The organism is Anoxybacillus sp. UARK-01 (assembly GCF_002075365.1).
Lineage (GTDB): Bacteria > Bacillota > Bacilli > Bacillales > Anoxybacillaceae > Anoxybacteroides > Anoxybacteroides rupiense.
In genome coordinates this window covers 1-22,933 of sequence record NZ_NASY01000018.1, presented here as the reverse complement: position 1 = coordinate 22,933, position 22,933 = coordinate 1, and the positions used below count along the sequence as shown (strand labels likewise).

Genomic DNA, 22,933 nt, shown 5'->3' with positions numbered 1-22,933 from the left:
GGAATACCGTCTTCGAAGAAATGAAAGCGAAGGCAAAAACAGCCCTTGAATGTGAAGAGAAAGCCGCCATCTACGCTCGGCGCAAAGTCGAAGTAGAAAGTGTGTTCGGTCACATCAAGGGCAATCGGTCGTTCCGCAGATTTTCTTTGCGGGGCCTCGACAAGGTACATGTCGAGTTTGGGATTGTGGCGTTAGCCCACAACATACTGAAAGTAGCAGGCATCCGCCAGCTACTTTCGAAGAAAAATCGAAAAAATACAAAAGCAAGTGGAGAAAAACGGCTCGTTTTTCTCCACTTGTTTCATTTTAGGGACTTATCAGACAGCCCCTTTTATTCTGCTGCTCACTTCGCAGCGGCGAAGAAGGGTTATTGATTCTTTTTTCTCTTTTTATTGTTTTGGCGTTCTGCTTCCGTTAATGGTTCATTGGCAAATTCCTCTTCGTAGCCAGCTCCCATTCCTTGCGCCTTTGCTGCGTTCATGCCCGGAATGACATGATGGGCCTTCCGCTTTCCCATTCTCCTTTCACCTCCCTACTATAGTTTGCGAAGGAGAGGGAAATTTATTCTCTGAAAAGGAGAAACGAGGGAATAATTATTTACAATTCATAGTGCTTATAATAAGATAAAAGCGTACCAATTTTACGGGTTTTGGGAGAATTCGTACTATTTTTTCGACATTTATGTGAAAAAATAGTATAGTATTGATTGAGGGGGTAATACATATGGCAAAACAAGATGTATTTCAAGCCCGCACTTCATTTGAGGTAAACGGTAAAAAATATAACTACTATCGTTTACAAGCGCTTGAAGAAGCGGGAATCGGTAACATCTCCCGTTTACCTTATTCCGTCAAAGTTTTATTAGAATCAGTGCTTCGGCAAGTAGACGGGCGTGTCATTACAAAAGAGCATGTGGAAAATTTAGCAAAATGGGGAACGGACGAATTAAAGGAGATCGATGTCCCGTTTAAGCCGTCTCGTGTTATTTTGCAAGACTTTACTGGTGTTCCTGCTGTTGTTGATTTGGCATCTATGCGCAAAGCGATGGCGGATATCGGCGGAGATCCATATGAAATCAATCCTGAAATTCCAGTGGATCTTGTGATCGACCACTCTGTTCAAGTGGACAGAGCAGGCAGTGATGATGCTCTTCAATACAATATGAATCTAGAATTTGAACGAAACGCTGAGCGCTATAAATTTTTAAAATGGGCTCAAAAGGCGTTTAATAACTATCGTGCGGTGCCACCAGCAACAGGAATCGTTCACCAAGTGAACCTAGAATATTTGGCGAACGTCGTTCATGCAGTAGAAGGAGAAAACGGCGAATATGAAGCATTTCCTGATACGCTTGTTGGAACTGACTCCCATACAACGATGATTAACGGTATCGGTGTCCTTGGATGGGGCGTCGGCGGAATTGAAGCGGAAGCGGGAATGCTTGGACAGCCTTCTTATTTCCCTGTTCCTGAGGTTATCGGCGTTCGTTTGACGGGAAAATTACCAAATGGGACAACAGCTACGGATCTTGCTTTAAAAGTAACACAAGTGCTTCGTAAAAAAGGCGTAGTCGGCAAATTTGTGGAATTTTTCGGCCCTGGTGTGGCTACTCTGCCTCTCGCTGACCGTGCGACCATCGCGAATATGGCGCCAGAATATGGAGCGACATGCGGCTTTTTCCCTGTAGATGCTGAAGCGCTTGATTATTTGCGGTTAACAGGACGAGATGAGCATCATATTCAAGTGGTGGAAGCGTATTGTAAAGCAAACGGTCTCTTCTATACACCAGATGCAGAAGAACCGACATTCACAGATGTGGTTGAACTCAACCTATCTGAAATTGAAGCCAATCTTTCCGGACCAAAGCGTCCACAAGATTTGATTCCGCTTTCTAAAATGCAAAGCTCGTTCCGTGAAGCAATAAAAGCTCCGCAAGGAAACCAAGGCTTTGGATTAACAGAGGCAGATCTTGAGAAAGAAATAACGGTCGCATTAAATGGCGAAGAAGTTAAAATGAAAACAGGTGCGATCGCCATCGCTGCGATAACAAGCTGTACGAATACGTCAAACCCGTATGTGTTAGTAGGTGCCGGATTAGTAGCGAAAAAAGCAGTTGAAAAAGGAATGAATGTTCCAAAATATGTCAAAACGTCATTAGCTCCTGGTTCTAAGGTTGTTACTGGATACTTAAAAGATTCTGGTTTGCTTCCATACCTTGAGCAAATTGGCTTTAATATTGTTGGATACGGTTGTACAACGTGTATCGGTAACTCCGGTCCGCTAGCTCCAGAGCTTGAGAAAGCAATTGCGGAAAATGATTTGTTAGTGACAAGCGTTCTTTCCGGAAACCGTAACTTTGAAGGCCGGATTCATCCGCTTGTTAAAGGGAATTACCTAGCATCTCCTCCGCTTGTAGTAGCTTATGCGCTAGCAGGTACGGTTGATATCGATCTTCTTAACGATCCAATTGGCAAGGATAAAGACGGAAACGATGTGTACTTTAGCGATATTTGGCCAACAACGGAAGAAATAAAAGAAGTAGTGAAGCAAACCGTAACACCAGAATTGTTCCGCAAGGAGTATGAGCGTGTGTTCGATGATAATCAACGCTGGAATGAAATCGAGACAACGGATGAACCGCTCTATCAATGGGACGAGGATTCCACATATATTCAAAATCCTCCGTTCTTTGAAGGGTTGTCTCCAGACGTTCGCCAAGTACAACCGCTCGCAGGCTTGCGCGTAGTAGGCAAGTTTGGCGATTCTGTCACAACTGACCATATTTCTCCGGCCGGATCGATCGGCAAAAACACTCCAGCAGGCCAGTATCTGATTTCTAAAGGCGTCGAGCCGAAAGATTTCAACTCTTACGGTTCACGGCGCGGTAACCATGAGGTGATGATGCGCGGTACGTTTGCGAATATTCGCATCCGCAACCAGATTGCTCCTGGTACAGAAGGGGGCTACACAACATATTGGCCAACTGGTGAAGTCATGTCGATTTACGATGCCTGCATGAAATATAAACAAGACGGCACGGGTCTTGTTGTTATTGCTGGTAAAGATTACGGAATGGGAAGCTCTCGTGACTGGGCGGCGAAAGGTACATTCTTGTTAGGAATTAAAACGGTGATTGCTGAAAGCTTTGAGCGCATTCACCGCTCCAACCTCGTCCTCATGGGAGTATTGCCGCTTCAATTTAAAGAGGGAGAAAATGCTGAAACATTAGGGCTTACCGGAAAAGAAACATTTGAAATTCACATTGATGAAAATGTGAAACCGCGTGATTATGTAAAAGTAACCGCGACAGATGAAGCTGGAAACAAGAAGGAATTCGAAGTGCTTGTGCGCTTTGACAGCGAAGTGGAAATCGACTACTATCGCCATGGCGGAATCTTGCAAATGGTCTTGCGTGAAAAATTGCATAAATAATAAGAGAATGGCTGTAGACAAAGTCCATTGGACTTTGTCTACAGCCATTTTACGCATCCCTTCCACCTCAAGCTTTTAATTGCGCTATTTCGTATTGCTTCGTTTTGCTGCGCTTTCAAGTTCACTCTTTGGATCTGGAGAAAATGTTGCATCTTGCCCGTATCCTTGGGGATTTACGCCAGGGGTCTTTGTCCCGCGGTTTGTTCCTCCGTTTTTCGCCATTTTCCGTTCACCTCCGCGGATAGTGTTGCCTAGTTATGAAAAAAATATGTTTAGGACACATGAAAGGGGAAAAAAAGATGAATCAAGCATTAAAGACAGCTTTGTCAGCAATCGCTTTTGCACAATTCCTAAAAATCCCGTTAAAAAAAAGAGAGACTGGACAGTGGGATTGGAAGTATTTTTTTGAGACAGGGGGAATGCCCAGCTCTCATTCTGCCGGTGTTACTTCGCTTGCTACATTTATTGGATTAAAAAAAGGAATGCGAACCATTGATTTTGCTTTGGCTGCGTTGTTCGGTCTTATTGTCATGTATGATGCTCAGGGCGTGCGGCGGCAGGCGGGGGAGCTAGCGATTCGGTTGAATGATTTGGCCGAGGAAGTCATGCGACTTGAACAAAGCCCAAAGCAAAAATGGTATGAGCAGAAAAAAGAATGGATCCGCGAGCGTCTTGGGCATCAGCCAATCGAAGTGATGGCTGGCGCTTTGCTTGGAATAGCCACAGGCTGTTTTTCATATCAACGAACAAATAAAAAATAAGCTAGCCATAATGAGCAAAATGAGTTAAGATGAAAGCGAATCTACCATAGGGAGATCCGTGTATGAGAAAGCAAACAATCGAACAATATTTTCTTTTTTTAGAGAGCAAGGGCTTCCGTTTCCATGAAGATGTTTTTCGTTTTGTTCAGTTCGGAAAGCAATATGTGCAAGCAAGTGATGAACTAACCATTATGGCTCTGGAGTGGACGCTAAAAATTCAAAAGCAGTTTGACGGCAGCTTTTTTCTTTCGCTGCTTGAAGAGTTTTGCCAACAGAGGCTGGAAACGCGCCAGCAGGTACAGTTATTCATGAAAGAAAAAGGATTGATTGACTAAAAAAATCCTCGAAGGTTAGGTTCGAGGATTTCCTTGTGTAAGCGTTCGTTTGGAGAACCATGAAAAAATCGGAATTTCTGACACGATCATACCGCACAAAATGCCAACGCATCCGATGATAGAAGAAACGGAAAGCCGTTCTCCTGCCCCAATATAGGCGGTTACAGCGGCGAATACGGGCTCCATTGCAAAGATAAGCGCTACACGGGCAGCTGTTGTGTATTTTTGAAAGTTTGTCTGAATAAGGAAAGCAGCAGCAGTGGCGAACAGCGATGTAATCAGCAGAGCTGTCCATACTTGCCGCTTCGCTAAAATAGCGCCATTCCACATATTGGGGGCATCTTCAAACAAAAAGGCGCCAATGGAGCACATGACAGCGACAGTAAAGATTTGCATAATCGTCAGCAAAAGCGTTGGATAATGTGCAGAGTATTTTCCCGTGATAATAATATGCATGGCGAATGAAACAGCGCAAAAGAAAACGAACACATCGCCCTGATTAATCGATAATTCGGCTCGTTCCATCGTTAAAAAATATAAGCCGAATGCAGCGATAATCGAGCCAAATACGGCATTAGCGGTTGGCTTTTGTTTTAAAAAAAAGAAAGAGAATAGCGGCACTAATACAACGCTAAGACCGGTAATAAAACCGGCCTTTGAAGATGTTGTATATAAGAGCCCTATTGTCTGCAACGCATAACCGCTAAACAGCCACAGCCCCATCCAAAATCCGGCATATAAAAGCGAGCGATTAAAATGTTGTAACGAAGATCGTTGAAATAGAAGCAGCCAAATAAGCAAACAAATGCCTGCGATCCAAAAGCGTACAGCGTTAAAGGAAAGCGGTTCAAGAAAGGAGATCGCATTTTGAACAACAACAAATGTCGCTCCCCATATAAACGTAACAGCCAGTAGGCTAGCATCGGCGATCCATTGCTTTTTCAATGTTTCTCCCCCTTAACTAGGATTTATTTTTATGAATTGCTTGTCGAGCCAGTTCATCAGCGACATGATTGTCCTTGCTCGGAATCCATTTTAAAAAAAATAAATCCAATTTTTTCGTTAATAGGAGGGCTTGCTGTAAAAGCGGGGCGTATTGCCGATTTTTTATATATTCCTTCTCGACTGCATCATCAATGAGCTGAGAGTCTGTGCGAAAGGAAACGACGCGATAACCTTTTTCCACACAAATTTCAAGTGCTTTAATGAAAGAATAGAGCTCTGCCTCGTGATTTGACATGATACCGAGCGGAATCGAATATTGTTCTACTGTTCCATTTCCTTTAATGAAAATTCCGGCACCTGAAGGCCCAGGATTGCCGGCGCTTGCTCCATCAATATATACTTCAATCAAGTGTTCATCCCTCCGTCGTGTGAAATAGCCTCGCTAAACACAGGTCGGTGCGCGGCATCATCCATGAGAAGTCGCATATGCCGCAAGCTGGTTTTTAGCTTACCGAAGTCGAAAAATAGCCATCTAGCTAAATAGAGGCAGCCTTTTCTTCTGTATTCACGAAAATATCGATTTCTTAACCTGAACTTATATCGGTTACGAGTGAAGCGCATATGAAGAACTATTGCTACTTTATCATCATTTTTAGGAAATTTCTATATTTTTTTGTTAACCATAAGCAGTTATTTCGTACGTTTGTTTGATATATAATAAAAGAAGAACAATGGCGGAAGGATGACAAAAATGGATGTAATCATTCAATGGACATATATAACTCCTAAAAAACAAGAAATTATATTAACTTCGGAGCTTCTTGAAGCGGAGAAGGCGTTATGGATGGCGGAGGATTTTGAGAAAACGGGACGTGTGAAGGACTTAGTGTTTATTGATCGGCAAAATACGTCATGGACGAAAAAAGAGCTCGTTAAGCTATTGCAAGAAGTGGAAAGCGAACCTCATGATATTATTGCTTATTTTGATGGGGGCTTTGATAACGAAACATCAGAAGCGGGAATCGGGGCGGTGATCTATTACCATCAAAATCATCAGCCATATCGATTTCGCATGAATCGCCGTCTTTATGAATTAAAATCAAATAACGAGGCGGAATACGCTGCTTTTTGGTCGGTTGTACAAACTCTTGAAGAAATGGGAGTCCATCATTTGCCGGTTGTCTTCCGCGGCGATTCTCATGTTGTGCTGAATCAGCTGTCTGGTGCATGGCCTTGCTTTGAAAAGGACTATAGTGCGTGGCTTGACCGAATTGAAGCCAAACTGAAGGAGCTCGGTATTCATCCGATTTATGAACCAATTTCTCGAAAGCAAAATAAGGAAGCGGATCAGCTGGCGCGTCAGGCACTTGAAGGAAAAATCATTGAAAGCACAATTGAACTTACAAAGAAAGGAACTAATGCAGATGAATAGGGAGAAAAAATTAGCGAAACGAAAAGAGATACTGGCGAAACTAAACGATCTTCATTCTACATATTGTGATGGCTGCTTTATAAAAAACACACTGCGTAAGGAAGAAGGAAAAAGATCAGCGCAGTCTTTTTGTATTACCTGTTGTACGGTGGGAGAGCAAATTAAGCAATATGGGGAGATGCTGCTCACGGTTTCCTCAAGCTCTTATCAGGAGAGATAGGCGTTACCCTTTTAGAGATTATCTTAGTTCGATGCTTGTATTTAAAGGGTGCATTCGCTGGAAAGAAAGCAATGAAAAAGGAAATGGCCGAGATAACAAGATATCATGCACTGCAGCTTGATGATGACAGAGCGAACAGTTGTTTGAATCATGGGCAGCGCAGGATCGGACATTCTTTTTCAGCTTGATCTGTCCATATGAACGAATCATCTGTTGTCTGCGTTGGTAGCAGCAAAAAAGGGCTAACCTACCGCTGTTAGGTCAGCCCTTGGCTTTTTCGCTTTCGTCTTACTTCTATGTCAACGAGCGCTTGATTATAATTTTACAACGTTAGCTGCTTGAGGTCCGCGGTTTCCTTGTACGATTTCAAAGGAAACTTCTTGGCCTTCTTCTAATGTTTTGTAGCCGTCACCTTGGATTGCTGTGAAGTGAACAAATACATCAGCTCCACCTTCCACTTCAATGAACCCATAACCCTTTTCATTGTTGAACCATTTTACTTTACCGTTTTGCATAATACTTAATTCCTCCTAATACCTTTAGCACCTATGGCTAATTAAAAAATTTTATCAAATAACGGAATATACTCCACAGCGGTCTAAGGTGAACGTGCGTGCTGCTTGGGTTGAAATATATTCTGTTAAATGATGTTTTTACTATACACTAATGCAACGTCATCGTCAAGGAAAAGAGAGTGAAATTCAGAAAAAATTTGCAAATTTTTTGGTAATATTCTAATCCAAAAGGGGAATGCCGTGTGACTGGCGAATTACTTGATTAAGACATAAAAAGAAGCGCGTATGAATATATAGCACTTATCATATATTGAGAATACAAGTGCAAAGGGGGATATTGCGTATGTATCGTGGAAAAATCGCTGGAAAAGAAGTGATTATCCATTTAGGAAGACGAGTGAAGACACAGAATGTTGATGTGCGTAAGCTTTATCATACCGTTCTTTCATATGGCGAAACAGCTTTTCAAAAAGGACAGCAGACGTTTTGTATTTACAATGATCATGTAGGGATGATCGTCGCTGAACTGGAGCAGCATGATGTTCCTGTTATTCGGGTGGATTATGTTATTGAAAACCAAAATGTTTACGAGTAATTCCAAAGTGTATACAATCTTTCTAATCGGACGCGCCAAAGGATGGCGAACATCATATGTGGGAGCAATGGAAGAAAAAGCTGTGAACGAAGGTGAATATTGGCTGTCGTTTAGCATGTTTATTTAACATCATCCACCGAGAGGTCTCTCAGCTCATAACGGGGTGGGGATGCGGGGTTTTGTCTCGCTCCATGTTGCCTTTGCGCTAGCTCAATCATGTAACGGAAAGATGAAACGGGCGATATCCATCAAACACACGATCGGAAGGCAAGTACAACCACTTGCCTTTTCGTTATGAATCGGCTTGATAAAGGCTAGAACAGTCCCCATCAATGGTTCTGTGAAGCGGCGTGGCTCGACCATCCGCTCGTTTCTTAGACCGATGGACGGGATGAAACGAGCGGGATTTGTTTGGAGTTTTGTCATGCATTTACCTCATAGAGGGACGCCGTGGTTTGTCTTTGATCGTCGATTTTCTGAAGATGATTCTCACTATCTGCCAATTGCATGTTGGCGGATAAATTTTATATTGACAAAATGGTTTTATGGAATAAATTAGAAAATAGAAAGTGATGGAAGCGCTGTCATTTTCTCGATAAGCGCTCAGACCTTTGCTTAAATGGCATGGGTCTTTTATCTTTTTTTTGCTATATAGACAAGAAAATGAAACAAGATCGGAGTGACAAACGTATGTTATATCGTTCACATTAATAAAGAAAGAGTATAAAAGATAATGTAAGAGGTGACAAGAGGATGCTATTGCGGAAAATGATGTCCAAACTAGGTGTTGGTTCAGCATATGTGGATCTGCTTTTAAATAAAAATATACTTCATCCCGGAGATGTGATTGAAGGGCAGCTGTATATTCGCGGCGGCACAGTGGAGCAGAAAATTAAGAAGCTTGATGTCGATTTTGTTTGCAAAATGCTGCGAGATGGAAAGGAAGAAGATACGGTCATTGCGACCATTCCAATTGCTGGGGAGTTTATCATTAAAGAGGAACAAAAAAAATTTTTGCCTTTTTCCTATCAAATCCCTGAAGATATTCTTCCTTCGCAGCTGGGGGTTTCATATCGCTTTATCACACGTTTGCACATCGAAGACGCTATTGATACATTAGATTTTGATTACATTCAAATTGTGAAAAAATAAAGGTGTTGACAACGCTTACATGATTTGCTGCCTTATATCAATTCGGAAACCCACACATACATCTCGAATGGATCGAGGAATGTGTGGGTTTTTGTTTTTTGGTTTATCAATTATGCAAAGAAGCATAGAGTAAGAGATAGGGCAAATGGATTGCCATCCTTCATCCCTTTGTAATCACGATCTAGCCAGCATTGTGCGCAAACGTCTTTTTGACTCCAGCACACACTCCATTGTCAAAAATGATGAGCAAAACGACTCTGGCTGACTTGGTCATAAAATGGGTGACTCTTTGTCTTTTCCAAGATCCACACATCAGTCCCAAGAATCGGTTTGGTGTTTAGGGAGATAGCCGTCGAAAACAACGACAGATAGACAGGAAAACGTTTAATATATACAGGAATGGCGATTATCCGTTGATCGGTTGCTAATAAAGATGGCGAATTCCTTGAAATAATAGCTTAGTCGCTTCTTTTGGATGCAGCGGTCTGCTGAACAAGTACCCTTGCGCTTCTTGGCAACCTTTTTCCTCTAAGTAACGAAATTGATCGAGATGCTCAACCCCTTCAGCGATCACGTTCATTCCAAGGTGGTGTGCCAGCGAAATAATGGTCGTTGTAATCACGCTTCCGTAATAAGAGCGGGGACAATCGGCGATAAAAGATTGGTCGATTTTAACCGTATCCACATCCAGCCGCTTTAAGTATGCCAGCGATGAGTAGCCTGTCCCAAAATCATCAATGGAAAGCCGCACGCCAATCTCTTTCATCCGCATTAAGTTATTTAAGATGATCGGTTCATTATAAATCATAAGGCTTTCGGTAATCTCAAGCTCTAAATATTCTGGCGATATCTGCTTTTGTGAGAGAATGGCTTCCACTCTTTTGGCAAAATGCTGGTCTTGCAGTTCTTTCACAGAAATATTGACGGCAATTCGAACGGGCGGCAATCCAATCTTTTTCCATTTTTCATGCTGTTCACACGCCTGGCGAATGACCCATTCGCCAATGGAGACAATAAAGCCGGTTTCTTCTGCTAAAGGGATAAATTCACTTGGAGGAACCGTACCGTGAACGGGATGATACCAACGGACAAGTGTTTCCATCGCGCGAATTTTTGTCGTTTTTACATCAATAATGGGCTGATACACAATAAATAACTCGCGATTTCGAATGGATTTATGCAAATCTCCTAGCAAAATGAGGTCCGGCAATTTTTTCTTTAAGTGATCATCTTGGAAAACATAGTAATCGTTTTTGCCCTTTTGTTTTACTTCATACATCGCAATATCGGCATATTGAATTAATGCATCTACGTTTTCACTATGTTGCGGATAAAGGGAAATGCCGATGCTAAGCGTCAAAAATAATTCTAAATCGTCAATTTGGACAGGATCTTGAAACATTCGCAAAATACGCTGTGCTATGTCGATTGCCTGCTCTTGATGATCGAGGTTGGGCAAAATAACGGTAAATTCATCGCCGCCCATTCTTGCTACTGTGCCGCTATTAGCCACACATTTTTTAATTAAATCCGCTGTTTTTTGCAATACTTGATCGCCAAAGCTATGGCCAAGAGAGTCGTTGACATATTTAAAGCGATCGATATCCATATATAAAACGGCCGCCATTTTTCCGTTTTCCCTGGCTTTCTTAACGGCAGCGAGAACGAGTTCAGGGAACAATCGCCGATTGGGCAAACCAGTTAACGGATCGTAATAAGCCATTTGCTGGATGCGTTCTTCCCGTTCCTCACGCTCTGTCACATCTTTTGCAATCACAGAAACGCCGATAATTTTTTTATTGATAAAAATCGGAATCGAGGTGGCGTTTAAATATAAAATCGTTCCTGTTTTATGCTGAATACGAAAATCGACATGGCGGGAGTAGCCTTCTGCTGTGTTGGCAAATGCTTCAATGGTTTTCGGCCAATCTTCTCCTATGACTAAATCATGCAATGTCATGCTGAGCAATTCATGGCGAGAGTATCCGGTAATTTGCGCAGCCGCGCCATTAGCCGCAAAAAATGTTCCGTCTAAATGGAGTGAAAATACAGCATCTTGATTGTATTCAAATAATGATTGATAATGCTGTCGGCTTTCTTGAAGCTCCTCCCGCATTCGAGCTTGTTCAATAGCTAGGCCAGCTAAGGATGAAAACGTATAGATGAGATCCATATCTTCAGTATCGGGCTCACAAGGCTCGCGATGGTACATAGCGAAAGTTCCAAGCACTTTTTTTGTTGATGAAAAAATGGGAATGGACCAGCAAGCTCGCAATCCATGCGATCGAGCTAACGCTTGATAACGTTGCCAGAGCGGGCTTGTTTGAACATCAGAAACGATCACAAGATCGCGCTGGTATGCTGCTGTGCCGCAAGAACCGGCGTTCATTTTTACCTCCATTCCATTGATCGTTTCAACATAGTCAGCAGGCAGGCTTGGCGCAGCCGCATGATAAAGCTTTTTCGTTTCATCATTCATTAATAGGATAGAACAAAGAATGTTGGGACGGATTTCTTCGACGGTACGGGAGATTTCAGTTAATATATCGGACAAAGGAAGCTCTTTCGCAATCAATTCCAGCACCTTCTTTTGTCCGGTAAGCAGCTGCCTTGCTTTTTTTTCTGACGGGATGTGATGGCACGAAATAAGAAAAAGCGTTTTTCCGTCTTCGCTGGTCATCTGAGACATATTTTGTTGAATCAATATGATTTCGCCATTCTTTTTTAATGCTCTAAATTCAAGGGAATGAATGTTATTTGGCTGATGAAGGAACAGCCATTTAGAACGGTGCCTTACCCTTTTCCGGTCTTCCGGATGAACGAGCGCAAACGGCGATGTTCCAATCAACTCCGTGCGCATATACCCTAAGTAGCGCGCAGCAAATTCGTTGACATCTACGATATCCCCGTTTTCATCTAAAATGAATTGCATGGCAGGCATAAAAAAATAGAATCGCATATAGGACGAATCGTATGAGTGGATCTCCATAAACAAAGCAACCCCAATCTGTGTAAGTGTATGTGTATTTGTGCACTTCGTTTTCATAGACTGCCAAGCAATGAATCGAAATGGTGTCATTGCGTAAATAACGAAAAGATGAAAGCAAGCGATTCTTAGCTGAGAGCAGCCGTTGATGTAGAGAATGATAAAAACGAGAGTTTCCCCAGTCCCCGTTAGTTTATGTACACCTGAGAGGTCGATTTTTCAGCGAGCCTAGAGATGACGTGACATAAGACAAAATGATAGAAATGCAACTGAAAGATGGAATAGTCACTGGAAAATCGACGATCTGAGGGCAAGTTGGTGTGGACTTGCCTTCGGTACGCGAATGAGATAAAGGTCGCAGCTGAACAATACTGCCCTAAGACCTATTAACAGGCTGTGAATCGATTCGTTCCCCGATTGTATAATGGCCGGAAAACAATATACCCTTTATATTAAGTCCTTCATATAAGCTGCTTTTAGACTCATTCTTTTGTCTGCAAAACGTTCAGCGATTCGGAAAATGGATAACTAAAATGAATAAGCCTCCATCCCTTCAATCCCCAAGCAGAACAAATGATGGCTTGAGGATATGTCCATGCATATGAGTATGCGGAAATGAAAGGAAGGACTCTGCTATACTGCACGTGTCAATGGTTCAACAGCGAACAGAGAAGCGAGGACCAGACCGTTTTCATCGAGAAGAATGGAGAGCCTTTTGCTTTTGAGCGATAGCAATTGAGCCAATTCCATGTCGTAAATGCCGAAAAATTAATTTGCTAGATTGGAAAAAAGGCTAGACATCATGCCGTTTAGCCTATTTCAAATCGCATCTAATTACATATTACCATGTTTTTTTTCGGTTTTGTCGAAAAATAAAGAAGGAAAACGCTTAAAATCAAAAAATTCAGTTATATGAATAAAAATTTAAGATGAAACGAGTTAGCTCCGAAAAAGAAAGGGACACAAACCTCATATAACAACTAACAATATCAAATCAAACTATGTTCTAAATAATCAATTTATAACTTCCATCCATGTCAACAAAAGTGAATCAAATCCTATTTTTTTTGCTTGTAACCGCTTTCGAAACGGATTATAGTAAAATTGGGTGAATAGTATGACAAATAAAAAATGGACGATTAGCTTAGCCGTTTTGTTTTTTCTATTTCTCTATGTTTTGATTCAATTTGTGGTTTCGACGCAAAAAATCGAAAAAACGGTTGAGCAATTGCGGCAAACGGTTCATTCTTCACCGGCCCTTCCTCATTTCGTTTTGATTTCCCAAGAACTTGATAATTTATATTGGCGAGAGATTGAACGCGGGGCAAAAGAAGCAGCCAAACATTATCATGTCAATGTGGAATATATTGGTCCATTGAGGACCAACATGGATGAACAAATGAAACTGTTAGAAAAAGCGATTGCGTCCCGCGTTGACGGCATTATTGTCCAAAGCTTAAACGATGTGCGGTTTACCCCGTTAATTAACAAAGCGATGGCACAAGGAATCCCAGTTATTACAATTGATACAGATGCCCCTCTCAGTCGCCGCCTTTCTTATGTCGGCACAAACAATCTTGAAGCGGGAAAGTTGCTTGGTCAAGCAGTAATTTCTAGAGTGAATGGTAAAAAGAAAATTGGGGTCATTATTGGAAGTGATATGTCAGCTAATCAGAACCTTCGTCTGGAAGGCTTTCGCTCAGTCATTGCCCAAAATCCATTATTGTCGATTGCAGCGATCGCTTCCTCCAATATTTCTCGAATCCAAGCCTCGATTCAAACAGAAAAAATGCTGCGAGCGCACCCTGATATCTCGGTAATGGTTGGAACGAGTGCCTTAGATGCTATTGGAATTCTAATGGCGACGAAAAATTTAAACCGCAAAGATGTTCAGATTTTTGGATTTGATAATGTCACAGAAACGCTGCAAGCGATCCGCCAAGGACAAATTGTGGCCACGATTATCCAGCAGCCATATGATATGGGATATTCTGCTGTTGAGTTAATGGTCAAGCATTTATCAGGCCAGCACATTGAAAAAGAGCATTTTACAGCGATAAAAATCGTGGACAAAACAAATGTTCAGCAGGAGGGAACGGAATGAAAATACGCATGAAACTGTTTATTTTTATCCCTCTGCTTGTACTGCTTTTAAATGTGATCGCCTTCTTTATTTTTCAAAGCGGCAAAAAAGTGCAGGAAAGCTATGATGTTATGATGCAGCGCATTTTTTTATATAAACAGGTTTCGTCTGAAATGCAAGAAAATTTGCGTTTTTTAAGTGGTTATATGATTCATCAGGACGAAAAAAACTATCGCCTGCTTGTGAAGCATCGGCAGCGGCTCGAAGATTTGCATCAGCAGCTTAGCCATCGCAAACTGCAGGGAAATGATGCTTTAACTCTAGAAAACTATAAACACATGATAGGAGTGTTTATCGAGTTAGAGGCATCCATTGTGCAGATGATGGTAAACAAACAGCTGTCAGATTATGCAGAACCCTATAATGAAATTGAAAAGGTGTCAACGTTTATTCGCGAGGATAGCCAGGCGCTTGTTGATTTAGAATTAAGCGCCTATCAGCCTGTTTATAAGCAGATGTTAATCAATATTGGCAAAATGAATGAGCTTGGCAGAATATTATTTGTTTTAACAACGCTTTTAAGCATCGTTTTTGCCATCTGGTTATCGCGAACAATCGTGATTCCAATTTATCGGCTCGTCTTTGCCGCCAAGCAAATTTCGGCTGGAAAGCTGGATGCGCATATTCCGCAAATGGATGGGAACGACGAAATCGGACTTCTAGGGCAAACCTTCCAGCAAATGATGGAAAATTTGCGTACGTTAATCTCGAAAAATATGGAAATATTAGAAAAAGAAAAGCTGGTCCGAGAATTAGAACTGAAGGCTCTGCAAAGCCAAATTAATCCGCATTTCTTATTCAATACATTGAATGTGATTTCCAAGCTCGCTTATATCGAAGGGGCAGAGCAAACGAGCGAACTAACCATCTCCACTTCGAATTTATTGCGTTACAATCTGCGCAAGCTTGATGAGCCTGTTACATTGCGAGACGAGGTGGCTCATGCTAAAGAATATTTTGCGATTCAAAAAGCGAGATTTCGCGACCGAATTATGTTTCAGCTCGACATTGCTGAAGAATGTCTTGGACAAGTCATCCCTTGCTTGACGCTGCAGCCGCTTTTGGAAAATGCCTTTGTTCATGGCATTGAAAGAATGGAGGCTGGTGCAGTGATTCGCTTATCTGTTCGTCAGAAGCGAGATCGCATCCATGTTGTCATAAGTGACAATGGAACCGGGATGGAAGAAGAAGTTCGCCAAGCGATTTTGCAATCGTCATCTTATTCATTTTCTAAAAAGGGACATTCGACGGGGCTTGGAATGGCTAACGTTTTGCGCAGACTTCGATTATTTTATGGCACAGAAGACATTGTCGATATTTGTAGCGCGCCCAATAAAGGCACATCCATTATTTTGATGTTGCCAAAACGAGAAGGGGGAGAGAAGGATGTACAAGCTGCTAATCGCTGATGATGAGCCACTTGAAAGGGAGGGATTGCAATTAATGATTGAACGGCTGCTGCCCCATCAATTTGTTATTTTTCATGCTGAGCATGGGCGCAGTGCCATTCAACAAGTGGAACAGCACAAGCCTGATATTGTATTTATGGATATTAAAATGCCGGGAATTCATGGACTGGAGGCCATTGCCGAAATTCGCAAAACACACGCGATGATGAAAATCGTGATCGTCACCGCCTATGATTATTTTGCATACGCAAAAGAAGCAATTTCGCTGGGGGTTAGCGAATATTTACTGAAGCCGGTCAAAAAAGAGCAAATTGTTTCGGTGCTCAAAAAATTGACAGCGGAAATTGACGCTGAAAGAAAAGCGCGCGAAGCGGAGCTTGATACAAAAGAAAAGCTGGCAAAGCTATATGCTCTCAGCGAGTCCACCTTTACTCTTTTTTTGATGGGGCATATTGCCGATTTTGATGAAAAACAAATGATTCCAATGGAAATAGAGTCTGGTTTTGCTTTAGCTGTTCAATTAGAATCGATGCCTGAACGCCCCGAAGCGCTGGAAGCCATGAAACACCATGTTCAAGGGGTGGGGCATTGCTTATGCAGCCCGCTTATAGACCGTCAATTTTCTATTTTTTTTAAATCTGATGATCATTGGGAGGGAAAAACCGTTTCGTTTGCGCAAAAACTTATGAAACCGCTTGAAAAAATACTGCAAATAAGAATCAAAATAGGAATTGGCACCATTCAAAAAGGGATCATAGGTTTGAAGCAATCGTATCAAGAAGCCGCCGCCGCTCTTTATTATTTGCCGGTGTTTGGACGGGTTCAGCATATTGCTGATGTACCGTTGACTGCAAGCTCAGAGGAATGGAAGCCGCTGGCAGTAGACAAACAGCAATCGGTAATCGAACAGGTAGAAGAATTTTTGCAGGAAAATTACGATCGGGACCTTTCGCTTGAAGAGGTGGCACAATCAGTCCATTTGACTCCGCATTATTTCAGCAAGCTGTTTAAAAAACAAACCGGCCAAACCTTTAGCGACTATGTGACAGGATTGCGGATTGAAAAAGCGAAGCAGCTTTTGCGTGACGCAAGCTTGAATATAAAAGAAATATGTTATGATGTCGGCTATAAAGATCCAAACTATTTTAGCCGCGTCTTTAAAAAAATAACGAAGATGACTCCAAAGCAATATCGGGAGCACATTGACAGACGATCATCATAGATTGTCTGTATTTTTTTGTCTCATGACAAAAAAATGCTATCCATTTCGCAAATCACGGAAGTAAAGTATGGTATTTGTGCGATGATCGGACAAAGAAATGAAGAATGCTAGAAGAAAACGCTTTCTTTGATCATGCTATGATTAATTTGAAAATTAGGGAAACTTTTAAAGGGGGAATACAGAGTGAAATGGTGGAAACAGGCGGCAAAAGGGGCAGCGGTGTTTGTGCTGGCATCCGCGCTCACGGCATGCGGCGTCGTTTCATCGGGAAATGAAACCGCTGACAATGCAAAGAAAAAAGATGATAAGATTGTGATCGGCTTTTCGCTCGATACATTGAAAGAAGAACGATGGCAGCACGATAAAGAAATGTTTGAAGCAAAAGCGAAAGAGCTTGGTGCAGAGGTAAAAACGCTTGCGGCCAACAGCGACGATGCAGCCCAGCTAAGCCAAGCTGAACAGCTGATTTCCGAAGGCGTCGACGTTCTTGTGGTAGTGCCGCATAACGCAGAAGCATCCGCTGCGATTGTAGAAAAAGCGCATAAAGAAGGAATTAAAGTGATTTCGTATGACCGGTTAATTAAAAATTCGGATGTCGACTACTATATCTCTTTTGATAATGTGCGTGTTGGCGAAATGCAAGCAAAAGCGATTGTGGAAAAAGCGCCAAAAGGAAATTATGTATACATTGGCGGTGCAGATACAGACAACAATGCTCATTTATTCCGCGAAGGGGCGATGAATGTATTAAAACCACTGGCGGAAAAAGGAGATATCAAGATTGTCTACGATCAGTTCTCTAAAGATTGGAAGCCTGAAGAAGCTCTCAAAAATATGGAAAATGCGTTGACAGCAAACAACAATAATATTCAAGCCGTTATTGCGGCGAACGATGGAACAGCCGGTGGTGCGATTCAAGCTCTCGCTGCTCAAGGGCTGGCAGGAAAAGTACCAGTTTCCGGTCAGGATGCAGAACTGGCAGCGCTTCAGCGTATCGTAGAAGGAACACAAACCATGACTGTATACAAACCAATTAAAGAAATTGCGACAAAAGCGGCGGAAATGGCAGTAGCGGTTGCAAAAGGGGAAAAAATTGACACGAACCAAACCGTTTCTAATGGTAAAATTGATGTTCCATCTGTGCTGTTAGATCCAATTGCAGTCACAAAAGATAATATTGTGGAGACGGTCATTAAAGATGGATATCAAAAGCTTGAAGATGTATTTAAAAATGTTCCAAAGGATCAATGGCCGAAGCAATAAAGCCGCAGAGGAGGGGAATTGGCTTATAGGGCCAGCCCCTTCTTTTTAAAGGAGATTGATAGCACGGGAGTGAGGCATATGTATGCGTTAGAAATGATGGACATTACCAAAGAATTTCCCGGCGTAAAAGCGCTTGATCGTGTCAGCTTTAAAGTGAAAAAAGGAGAGATTCATGCTCTTTGTGGTGAAAATGGTGCGGGTAAATCCACCTTAATGAAAGTATTGAGCGGGCTTTATCCAGTTGGAACATATTCCGGAACCATCCGCATTGATGGCCAGGAAGTTATGTTTCGCCATATTGTTGATGCTGAGAACGCAGGAATTGCTATTATCCATCAAGAGCTTGCCCTTGTCAAAGAAATGACCGTCGGTGAAAATCTGTTTCTTGGACGTGAACCTAAAAAATTTGGCATAGTCCAATGGGATGAACTGTATTATGAAGCGGAAAAATGGCTGAAAAAGGTAGGTTTAGACATTGCGCCGCAAACCAAAATGCAGTCATTAGGGATTGGCCAGCAACAGTTGGTCGAAATTGCCAAAGCGCTGGCCAAGCAAGCGAAAATTTTGATTTTAGATGAGCCGACAGCGGCGCTTACAGAAAGCGAAGTCGAAATTTTGTTAGGCATTTTGGAACAGTTGCGGAGTCAAGGGGTCGCTTGCATTTATATTTCTCATAAAATGCCGGAAGTGTTTCGCTTAGCCGATTCGATTACCGTTTTGCGCGATGGCAAATCCATCGCCACATTATCTAGAACAAAAACGAATGAGGATCAAATCGTTTCATTAATGGTTGGCCGTGAATTGACGGAGCGTTATCCATATATGAAACGGAATCCCCAAGAAGTGGTATTAGAAGTTAAACATTATTCAGTTTGGCATAAAGACAAGCCAATGAAAGTCAATCACGATATTGATTTATCCGTAAGGAAAGGGGAAATTGTCGGTATTGCAGGGCTGATGGGAGCCGGTCGTACAGAACTGGCAATGAGTTTATTTGGCGCTTATGAAGGAAAAGTAGAAGGAGAAGTATGGATTGAAGGAAAGAAAGTGCGCATCCGTACTGTGCAGGATGCGATTCGTGAAGGGATCGCGCTTGTTACCGAGGATCGAAAACGTCTCGGACTTGTGCTCGGGATGGATGTCAAAGCTAATACAACTCTTGCAAGCTTAAAAAATATGAGTAAATTCGGCGTCATTAATCAAAATGAAGAATTAAAGTGGAGCCAAAATTATGTCCAGGAGCTTAGAACAAAAACCACTTCATTGGAAACACCAGTCGGAACGCTGTCAGGAGGAAACCAGCAAAAGGTCGTTTTGGCGAAATGGCTGATGGCTAAACCGAAGATCTTGATTTTGGATGAACCGACGCGGGGGATTGATGTTGGAGCTAAATATGAAATTTATCATTTAATGAACAAGCTTGCTGAGGAAGGTGTAGCCATTATCATGATTTCATCAGAGCTCCCGGAAATCCTGGGAATGAGCGATCGTATTCTCGTTATGCGCGAAGGCCGGATCGTTAAGCAGTTTACTCACGAGGAAGCAACGCAAGAAAATATTATGATGGCAGCGACAGGAGGGAAATAGTATGGAAGCAAAAACGGTCATCCATAACGAACATACAGTGGAAAAGAAACGGGATCCGATATGGGGGAAAATAGACATTCGCGCCTATACGATGATTGGCGCGTTAGTGGTGATTTGGATTTTTTTTGGCTTTTTAAATGATACGTTTTTAAGTGCGCGAAATCTTTCTAACTTATTTACGCAAATGTCTGTTACTGCCATTTTAGCGATTGGTATGGTATTTGTCATTGTGGCGGGACATATTGATCTTTCCGTTGGTTCCATTGTCGGTTTAACAGGAGGACTTGCCGCTATTTTGAGCAACTGGATGGGCATGCCCACAAGTGTCGTCATTTTAGGTACACTCGTAGCCGGTGCGTTGATTGGAATGCTGCAAGGATGGCTCGTTGCCTACCGAGCGATTCCAGCCTTTATTGTAACACTGGGTGGAATGATGGTGTTTCGTGGTGTGCTCATGGGAATTACGAAATCGACGACTGTTCCTATTTCAGACGCTAATTTTATTGCGTTAGGGAGCGCTTATTTCACCAATGGCTTTGGAGTCGTTTTAGCAGTGGTGGCGATTGCAGCTCTTGTGATTTCAACGATACAAAAACGGCGGTCGCGGCAGCGTTACGGTTTTTCTGTAGCTCCCCTCTCTCTTGAAATGGCAAAAGTAATGGCGATCAGTGCCCTTATTGTAGCATTTGTATTCACAATGAACAGCTATAAAGGTATTCCGTTTCCGATTATCTTTGTTATTGGCTTGGCGCTTATTTTTTCGTTTATTGCGAATAAAACAACGTTTGGCCGCCATGTGTACGCGATTGGCGGCAATGCGGAGGCGGCGCGTTTATCCGGAATTCATATTCAACGTCATACGATGATTCTATTTGTTTTTACGGGTTTACTGTCAGCCATTGCTGCTATCGTACTCACTGCTCGTCTTTCATCAGCCACCATTTCAGCAGGGCAAATGTATGAGCTTGACGCCATTGCTGCGTGTGTCATCGGTGGAACCTCGCTTGTTGGTGGATCAGGTACGATCATTGGAGCAATTATTGGGGCGATGGTCATGACCTCGCTTGATAATGGCATGTCGTTATTAGGAATGGAAACATTTTGGCAGTATATAGTGAAAGGAAGCATTCTTGTTCTCGCGGTATGGATTGATATTGCTAGCCGAAAAAAACAGGCTCGTTCATAAAATGAGCCAGATCATCAATCTTCAACACTTGGGAAAAACAAACCTTTTGGTAGAATGGAATGATAAATATCACGTTTTTAGCTTCCCCTCGGCGATCAAAGCGGTTCTCGTGCCCAATAGCCGAGGGGATTATAGTATGTTTATAAAGATGGAACGAACGATGTCTGTAAAAACTCACGGTCGGAACGCAATTGAGCCCCTTCATGGTGTGCGAAATAGTTTTGTTTAGCTATATAACAACAAAAAGTATATTTGTTCCATATATACAAATTTATAAATCTTTCTTGTTAGAATAGTTCTGTTAGGGTACAATGTTGATGCATGGAAATATCGTTAAAATAAAACCTATATGTAACGGTACGAATCTGTGCAGGTGCCTTCTTGGATGGGGGCAAGGCTGTAGCGCTCTTTGTTGTAAGAAAAAACGAAAATGAAATGTAAATAAAGCCATGCAGCTTTTCCTTCTTCTCATTAGTTGTGCAGGTAACGATTGATTGGCTTTGGCAATGGGACGGGGGAATTTTTAACCGGTGGCGCTTGCCATCATGATCGAAAATTCGATTCCCCAATGTTGCTCTTCATGTGAGCAATGCTCCGCTTCTAACCGTGAGTTTTGACAGATACCATTCATTACGAGGGTCATCAGTGAATCTATTTTTTCTAGCGCTACGAGAATTTTTATTAGGAGAAAACAGGTGTGTTGATAATCCAATAAAAACTAATGGATATTGCTTGATGCCTAGCGATATCATTCCGTATTTTTAGTAAAAAATGGATCATCAACACTTGTGATGAGAAACGGAGAGACATAAGATGAATAAAAAGCAATTATTTGGCTTTACTGCATTATCCCTATTATTTATTGTCGGAATAATCTATCTTTTATCTCGCTTACATCAAAATGAGCAGGAAGATATTGATGTAGCTAAGCTCTCACAAGAATTAGATAGGAAAGGCTATCATATTGGAGTTATGTCGTATAGCCCCAAAAATAAAGAAATGATCGTACAATTATCAAACAAAGGGCCTAATCTGTCCCATACAAAAGAAGCTATAAAAAATTACATCAAAAATGAGTTGGAAGATCACAATGTATCCATTCAAGTGAAAATAATCGATGTTGAACAAGCAGAAAGGGAAAGAAAATGGATGTCCGTCGTATCGAAAATTGATAAGCAATTAAAAAGAGAAAGTAACAAATATATAGGCATTGCCATTGGCTTTAATCCCCAATCCATTACATACATTCTAAAATCCTCTTATTCTGAGTCCGATTTTGCTGAGAAAGAAATAAAAGATTGGATGGAGTTAACGAATAACGTTATTGTTTCTCAAAATCTACCTTCTCTTCTTAAAAACGATGAAACGTATGAAATTGAAGTAATATCCAAAAACAAAGAGGTTTTGCAAAATAAACGATACAACCATAACGTAGAATCATATGATGATTAACGGTTTTTAATTTAAGAAGGTGTTGCAAAACTAGAGTAAAAACTCAAAATTGTGCATAAGAATGCATAATTGTACATGCAGTAAATAGCGATGAAACCCATACCAACGCGGCTGTTCTAATCCGTCATTCTTTAACTGATTAAATGTCTGCTCAATCGAGTTGCGAAAACCAAACAACCACTTTCCGAATTCTGTTTTCAAAAACGAACGAATCATCCGACCATAGGCATCTTTTCGTTCATCGCTATTTCGAGGATTAATAGGTGAAACGAAAAAAATTCCTGTCTGTTCGGCTATT

General features: G+C 41.7%; 21 protein-coding genes and 1 pseudogene. 15 read left to right on the top strand and 7 right to left on the bottom strand.

Annotation, left to right across the window (positions count from 1 at the left end):
• A partial coding sequence (locus tag B6A27_RS18980) for a transposase (RefSeq protein ID WP_236631766.1) occupies positions 1–374 on the top strand: 374 nt, incomplete at its 5' end.
• Here the strand turns inward: B6A27_RS18980 and sspO are convergent.
• The gene (sspO, locus tag B6A27_RS02170; RefSeq protein ID WP_066147424.1) at positions 368–517 is read right to left on the bottom strand and encodes a small acid-soluble spore protein O; all 150 of its coding nucleotides are present in this window, start codon (positions 515–517) and stop codon (positions 368–370) included. The genes B6A27_RS18980 and sspO overlap by 7 nt on opposite strands.
• A 206-nt stretch (positions 518–723) precedes the next feature.
• On the opposite strand from sspO, the gene acnA reads away from it, so the two are divergent.
• Positions 724–3,432, top strand: a complete 2,709-nt coding sequence (acnA, locus tag B6A27_RS02165) for an aconitate hydratase AcnA (RefSeq protein WP_066147426.1) — start codon at positions 724–726, stop codon at positions 3,430–3,432.
• An 84-nt stretch (positions 3,433–3,516) separates the two neighbouring features.
• Here acnA and sspL read toward each other — a convergent pair whose 3' ends face one another.
• A complete protein-coding gene (gene sspL, locus B6A27_RS02160; protein ID WP_080859919.1) occupies positions 3,517–3,654 on the bottom strand; it encodes a small, acid-soluble spore protein L in 138 nt (45 codons plus the stop codon).
• A gap of 77 nt (positions 3,655–3,731) precedes the next feature.
• On the opposite strand from sspL, the gene B6A27_RS02155 reads away from it, so the two are divergent.
• Both B6A27_RS02155 and B6A27_RS02150 read left to right on the top strand, forming a co-directional pair.
• The gene (locus B6A27_RS02155; RefSeq protein ID WP_066147431.1) at positions 3,732–4,193 is read left to right on the top strand and encodes a divergent PAP2 family protein; all 462 of its coding nucleotides are present in this window, start codon (positions 3,732–3,734) and stop codon (positions 4,191–4,193) included.
• 62 nt (positions 4,194–4,255) lie between these two features.
• Positions 4,256–4,528 (top strand): DUF6123 family protein, encoded by a 273-nt coding sequence (locus B6A27_RS02150; protein ID WP_044745261.1) that lies wholly within the window; start codon positions 4,256–4,258, stop codon positions 4,526–4,528.
• Between the two features lie 15 nt (positions 4,529–4,543).
• On the opposite strand, the gene B6A27_RS02145 is transcribed toward B6A27_RS02150, so the two are convergent.
• Positions 4,544–5,473: a DMT family transporter gene (locus B6A27_RS02145; RefSeq protein WP_080859918.1), complete on the bottom strand. Its 930-nt coding sequence runs from the start codon at positions 5,471–5,473 to the stop codon at positions 4,544–4,546.
• 16 nt (positions 5,474–5,489) lie between these two features.
• A complete protein-coding gene (locus B6A27_RS02140; RefSeq protein WP_044745259.1) occupies positions 5,490–5,882 on the bottom strand; it encodes an RNase H family protein in 393 nt (130 codons plus the stop codon).
• Between the two features lie 342 nt (positions 5,883–6,224).
• Here B6A27_RS02140 and B6A27_RS02135 point away from each other — a divergent pair, with 342 nt between their 5' ends.
• Entirely contained in the window at positions 6,225–6,905 is a 681-nt protein-coding gene (locus B6A27_RS02135; protein WP_044745258.1) for a ribonuclease H family protein, read from the top strand.
• Positions 6,898–7,125: a zinc-finger domain-containing protein gene (locus B6A27_RS02130; RefSeq protein WP_044745257.1), complete on the top strand. Its 228-nt coding sequence runs from the start codon at positions 6,898–6,900 to the stop codon at positions 7,123–7,125. Before B6A27_RS02135 ends, B6A27_RS02130 begins: the two co-directional genes overlap by 8 nt.
• A 314-nt stretch (positions 7,126–7,439) precedes the next feature.
• Here B6A27_RS02130 and cspD read toward each other — a convergent pair whose 3' ends face one another.
• Positions 7,440–7,640: a cold-shock protein CspD gene (cspD, locus tag B6A27_RS02125; RefSeq protein ID WP_044745256.1), complete on the bottom strand. Its 201-nt coding sequence runs from the start codon at positions 7,638–7,640 to the stop codon at positions 7,440–7,442.
• 343 nt (positions 7,641–7,983) lie between these two features.
• Between cspD and B6A27_RS02120 the strand changes: the two genes are divergently transcribed.
• Entirely contained in the window at positions 7,984–8,235 is a 252-nt protein-coding gene (locus tag B6A27_RS02120) for a hypothetical protein (RefSeq protein WP_044745255.1), read from the top strand.
• A 753-nt stretch (positions 8,236–8,988) separates the two neighbouring features.
• The gene (locus tag B6A27_RS02110; protein ID WP_066147437.1) at positions 8,989–9,387 is read left to right on the top strand and encodes a sporulation protein; all 399 of its coding nucleotides are present in this window, start codon (positions 8,989–8,991) and stop codon (positions 9,385–9,387) included.
• Between the two features lie 424 nt (positions 9,388–9,811).
• Here B6A27_RS02110 and B6A27_RS02105 read toward each other — a convergent pair whose 3' ends face one another.
• Positions 9,812–12,376, bottom strand: coding sequence for an EAL domain-containing protein (locus B6A27_RS02105; protein ID WP_161491019.1), 2,565 nt, complete (start codon positions 12,374–12,376; stop codon positions 9,812–9,814).
• A gap of 1,114 nt (positions 12,377–13,490) precedes the next feature.
• On the opposite strand from B6A27_RS02105, the gene B6A27_RS02100 reads away from it, so the two are divergent.
• The 7 genes from B6A27_RS02100 to B6A27_RS02070 all read left to right on the top strand — a co-directional run bounded on the left by B6A27_RS02100 (position 13,491) and on the right by B6A27_RS02070 (position 22,635).
• Positions 13,491–14,477: a sugar-binding protein gene (locus B6A27_RS02100; RefSeq protein ID WP_066147441.1), complete on the top strand. Its 987-nt coding sequence runs from the start codon at positions 13,491–13,493 to the stop codon at positions 14,475–14,477.
• Complete coding sequence (locus B6A27_RS02095) at positions 14,474–15,925, top strand: sensor histidine kinase (protein ID WP_080859913.1); 1,452 nt, start codon at positions 14,474–14,476, stop codon at positions 15,923–15,925. The genes B6A27_RS02100 and B6A27_RS02095 overlap by 4 nt, the downstream gene beginning before the upstream one ends.
• The gene (locus B6A27_RS02090) at positions 15,903–17,147 is read left to right on the top strand and encodes a response regulator (RefSeq protein ID WP_080859911.1); all 1,245 of its coding nucleotides are present in this window, start codon (positions 15,903–15,905) and stop codon (positions 17,145–17,147) included. Before B6A27_RS02095 ends, B6A27_RS02090 begins: the two co-directional genes overlap by 23 nt.
• Positions 17,148–17,330: 183 nt before the next feature.
• Complete coding sequence (gene xylF, locus B6A27_RS02085; protein WP_066147446.1) at positions 17,331–18,410, top strand: D-xylose ABC transporter substrate-binding protein; 1,080 nt, start codon at positions 17,331–17,333, stop codon at positions 18,408–18,410.
• 78 nt (positions 18,411–18,488) lie between these two features.
• Positions 18,489–19,997, top strand: a complete 1,509-nt coding sequence (locus B6A27_RS02080; RefSeq protein WP_080859909.1) for a xylose ABC transporter ATP-binding protein — start codon at positions 18,489–18,491, stop codon at positions 19,995–19,997.
• A gap of 1 nt (position 19,998) precedes the next feature.
• Positions 19,999–21,183: a sugar ABC transporter permease gene (locus B6A27_RS02075; RefSeq protein ID WP_044745246.1), complete on the top strand. Its 1,185-nt coding sequence runs from the start codon at positions 19,999–20,001 to the stop codon at positions 21,181–21,183.
• A gap of 813 nt (positions 21,184–21,996) precedes the next feature.
• A complete protein-coding gene (locus B6A27_RS02070) occupies positions 21,997–22,635 on the top strand; it encodes a hypothetical protein (protein WP_080859907.1) in 639 nt (212 codons plus the stop codon).
• Positions 22,636–22,665: 30 nt separating this feature from the next.
• Here the strand turns inward: B6A27_RS02070 and B6A27_RS02065 are convergent.
• Positions 22,666–22,933 (bottom strand): annotated as a pseudogene (locus B6A27_RS02065) (ISNCY family transposase); the annotation flags it as partial.

Bases quoted from the DNA above. Each gene is read 5' to 3' on its own strand.
- sspO (WP_066147424.1), bottom strand. From the start codon at position 517: ATGGGAAAGCGGAAGGCCCATCATGTCATTCCGGGCATGAACGCAGCA.
- acnA (WP_066147426.1), top strand. From the start codon at position 724: ATGGCAAAACAAGATGTATTTCAAGCCCGCACTTCATTTGAGGTAAAC.
- sspL (WP_080859919.1), bottom strand. From the start codon at position 3,654: ATGGCGAAAAACGGAGGAACAAACCGCGGGACAAAGACCCCTGGCGTA.
- B6A27_RS02155 (WP_066147431.1), top strand. From the start codon at position 3,732: ATGAATCAAGCATTAAAGACAGCTTTGTCAGCAATCGCTTTTGCACAA.
- B6A27_RS02150 (WP_044745261.1), top strand. From the start codon at position 4,256: ATGAGAAAGCAAACAATCGAACAATATTTTCTTTTTTTAGAGAGCAAG.
- B6A27_RS02135 (WP_044745258.1), top strand. From the start codon at position 6,225: ATGGATGTAATCATTCAATGGACATATATAACTCCTAAAAAACAAGAA.
- B6A27_RS02130 (WP_044745257.1), top strand. From the start codon at position 6,898: ATGAATAGGGAGAAAAAATTAGCGAAACGAAAAGAGATACTGGCGAAA.
- cspD (WP_044745256.1), bottom strand. From the start codon at position 7,640: ATGCAAAACGGTAAAGTAAAATGGTTCAACAATGAAAAGGGTTATGGG.
- B6A27_RS02120 (WP_044745255.1), top strand. From the start codon at position 7,984: ATGTATCGTGGAAAAATCGCTGGAAAAGAAGTGATTATCCATTTAGGA.
- B6A27_RS02110 (WP_066147437.1), top strand. From the start codon at position 8,989: ATGCTATTGCGGAAAATGATGTCCAAACTAGGTGTTGGTTCAGCATAT.
- B6A27_RS02105 (WP_161491019.1), bottom strand. From the start codon at position 12,376: ATGGAGATCCACTCATACGATTCGTCCTATATGCGATTCTATTTTTTT.
- B6A27_RS02100 (WP_066147441.1), top strand. From the start codon at position 13,491: ATGACAAATAAAAAATGGACGATTAGCTTAGCCGTTTTGTTTTTTCTA.
- B6A27_RS02095 (WP_080859913.1), top strand. From the start codon at position 14,474: ATGAAAATACGCATGAAACTGTTTATTTTTATCCCTCTGCTTGTACTG.
- B6A27_RS02090 (WP_080859911.1), top strand. From the start codon at position 15,903: ATGTACAAGCTGCTAATCGCTGATGATGAGCCACTTGAAAGGGAGGGA.
- B6A27_RS02080 (WP_080859909.1), top strand. From the start codon at position 18,489: ATGTATGCGTTAGAAATGATGGACATTACCAAAGAATTTCCCGGCGTA.
- B6A27_RS02075 (WP_044745246.1), top strand. From the start codon at position 19,999: ATGGAAGCAAAAACGGTCATCCATAACGAACATACAGTGGAAAAGAAA.
- B6A27_RS02070 (WP_080859907.1), top strand. From the start codon at position 21,997: ATGAATAAAAAGCAATTATTTGGCTTTACTGCATTATCCCTATTATTT.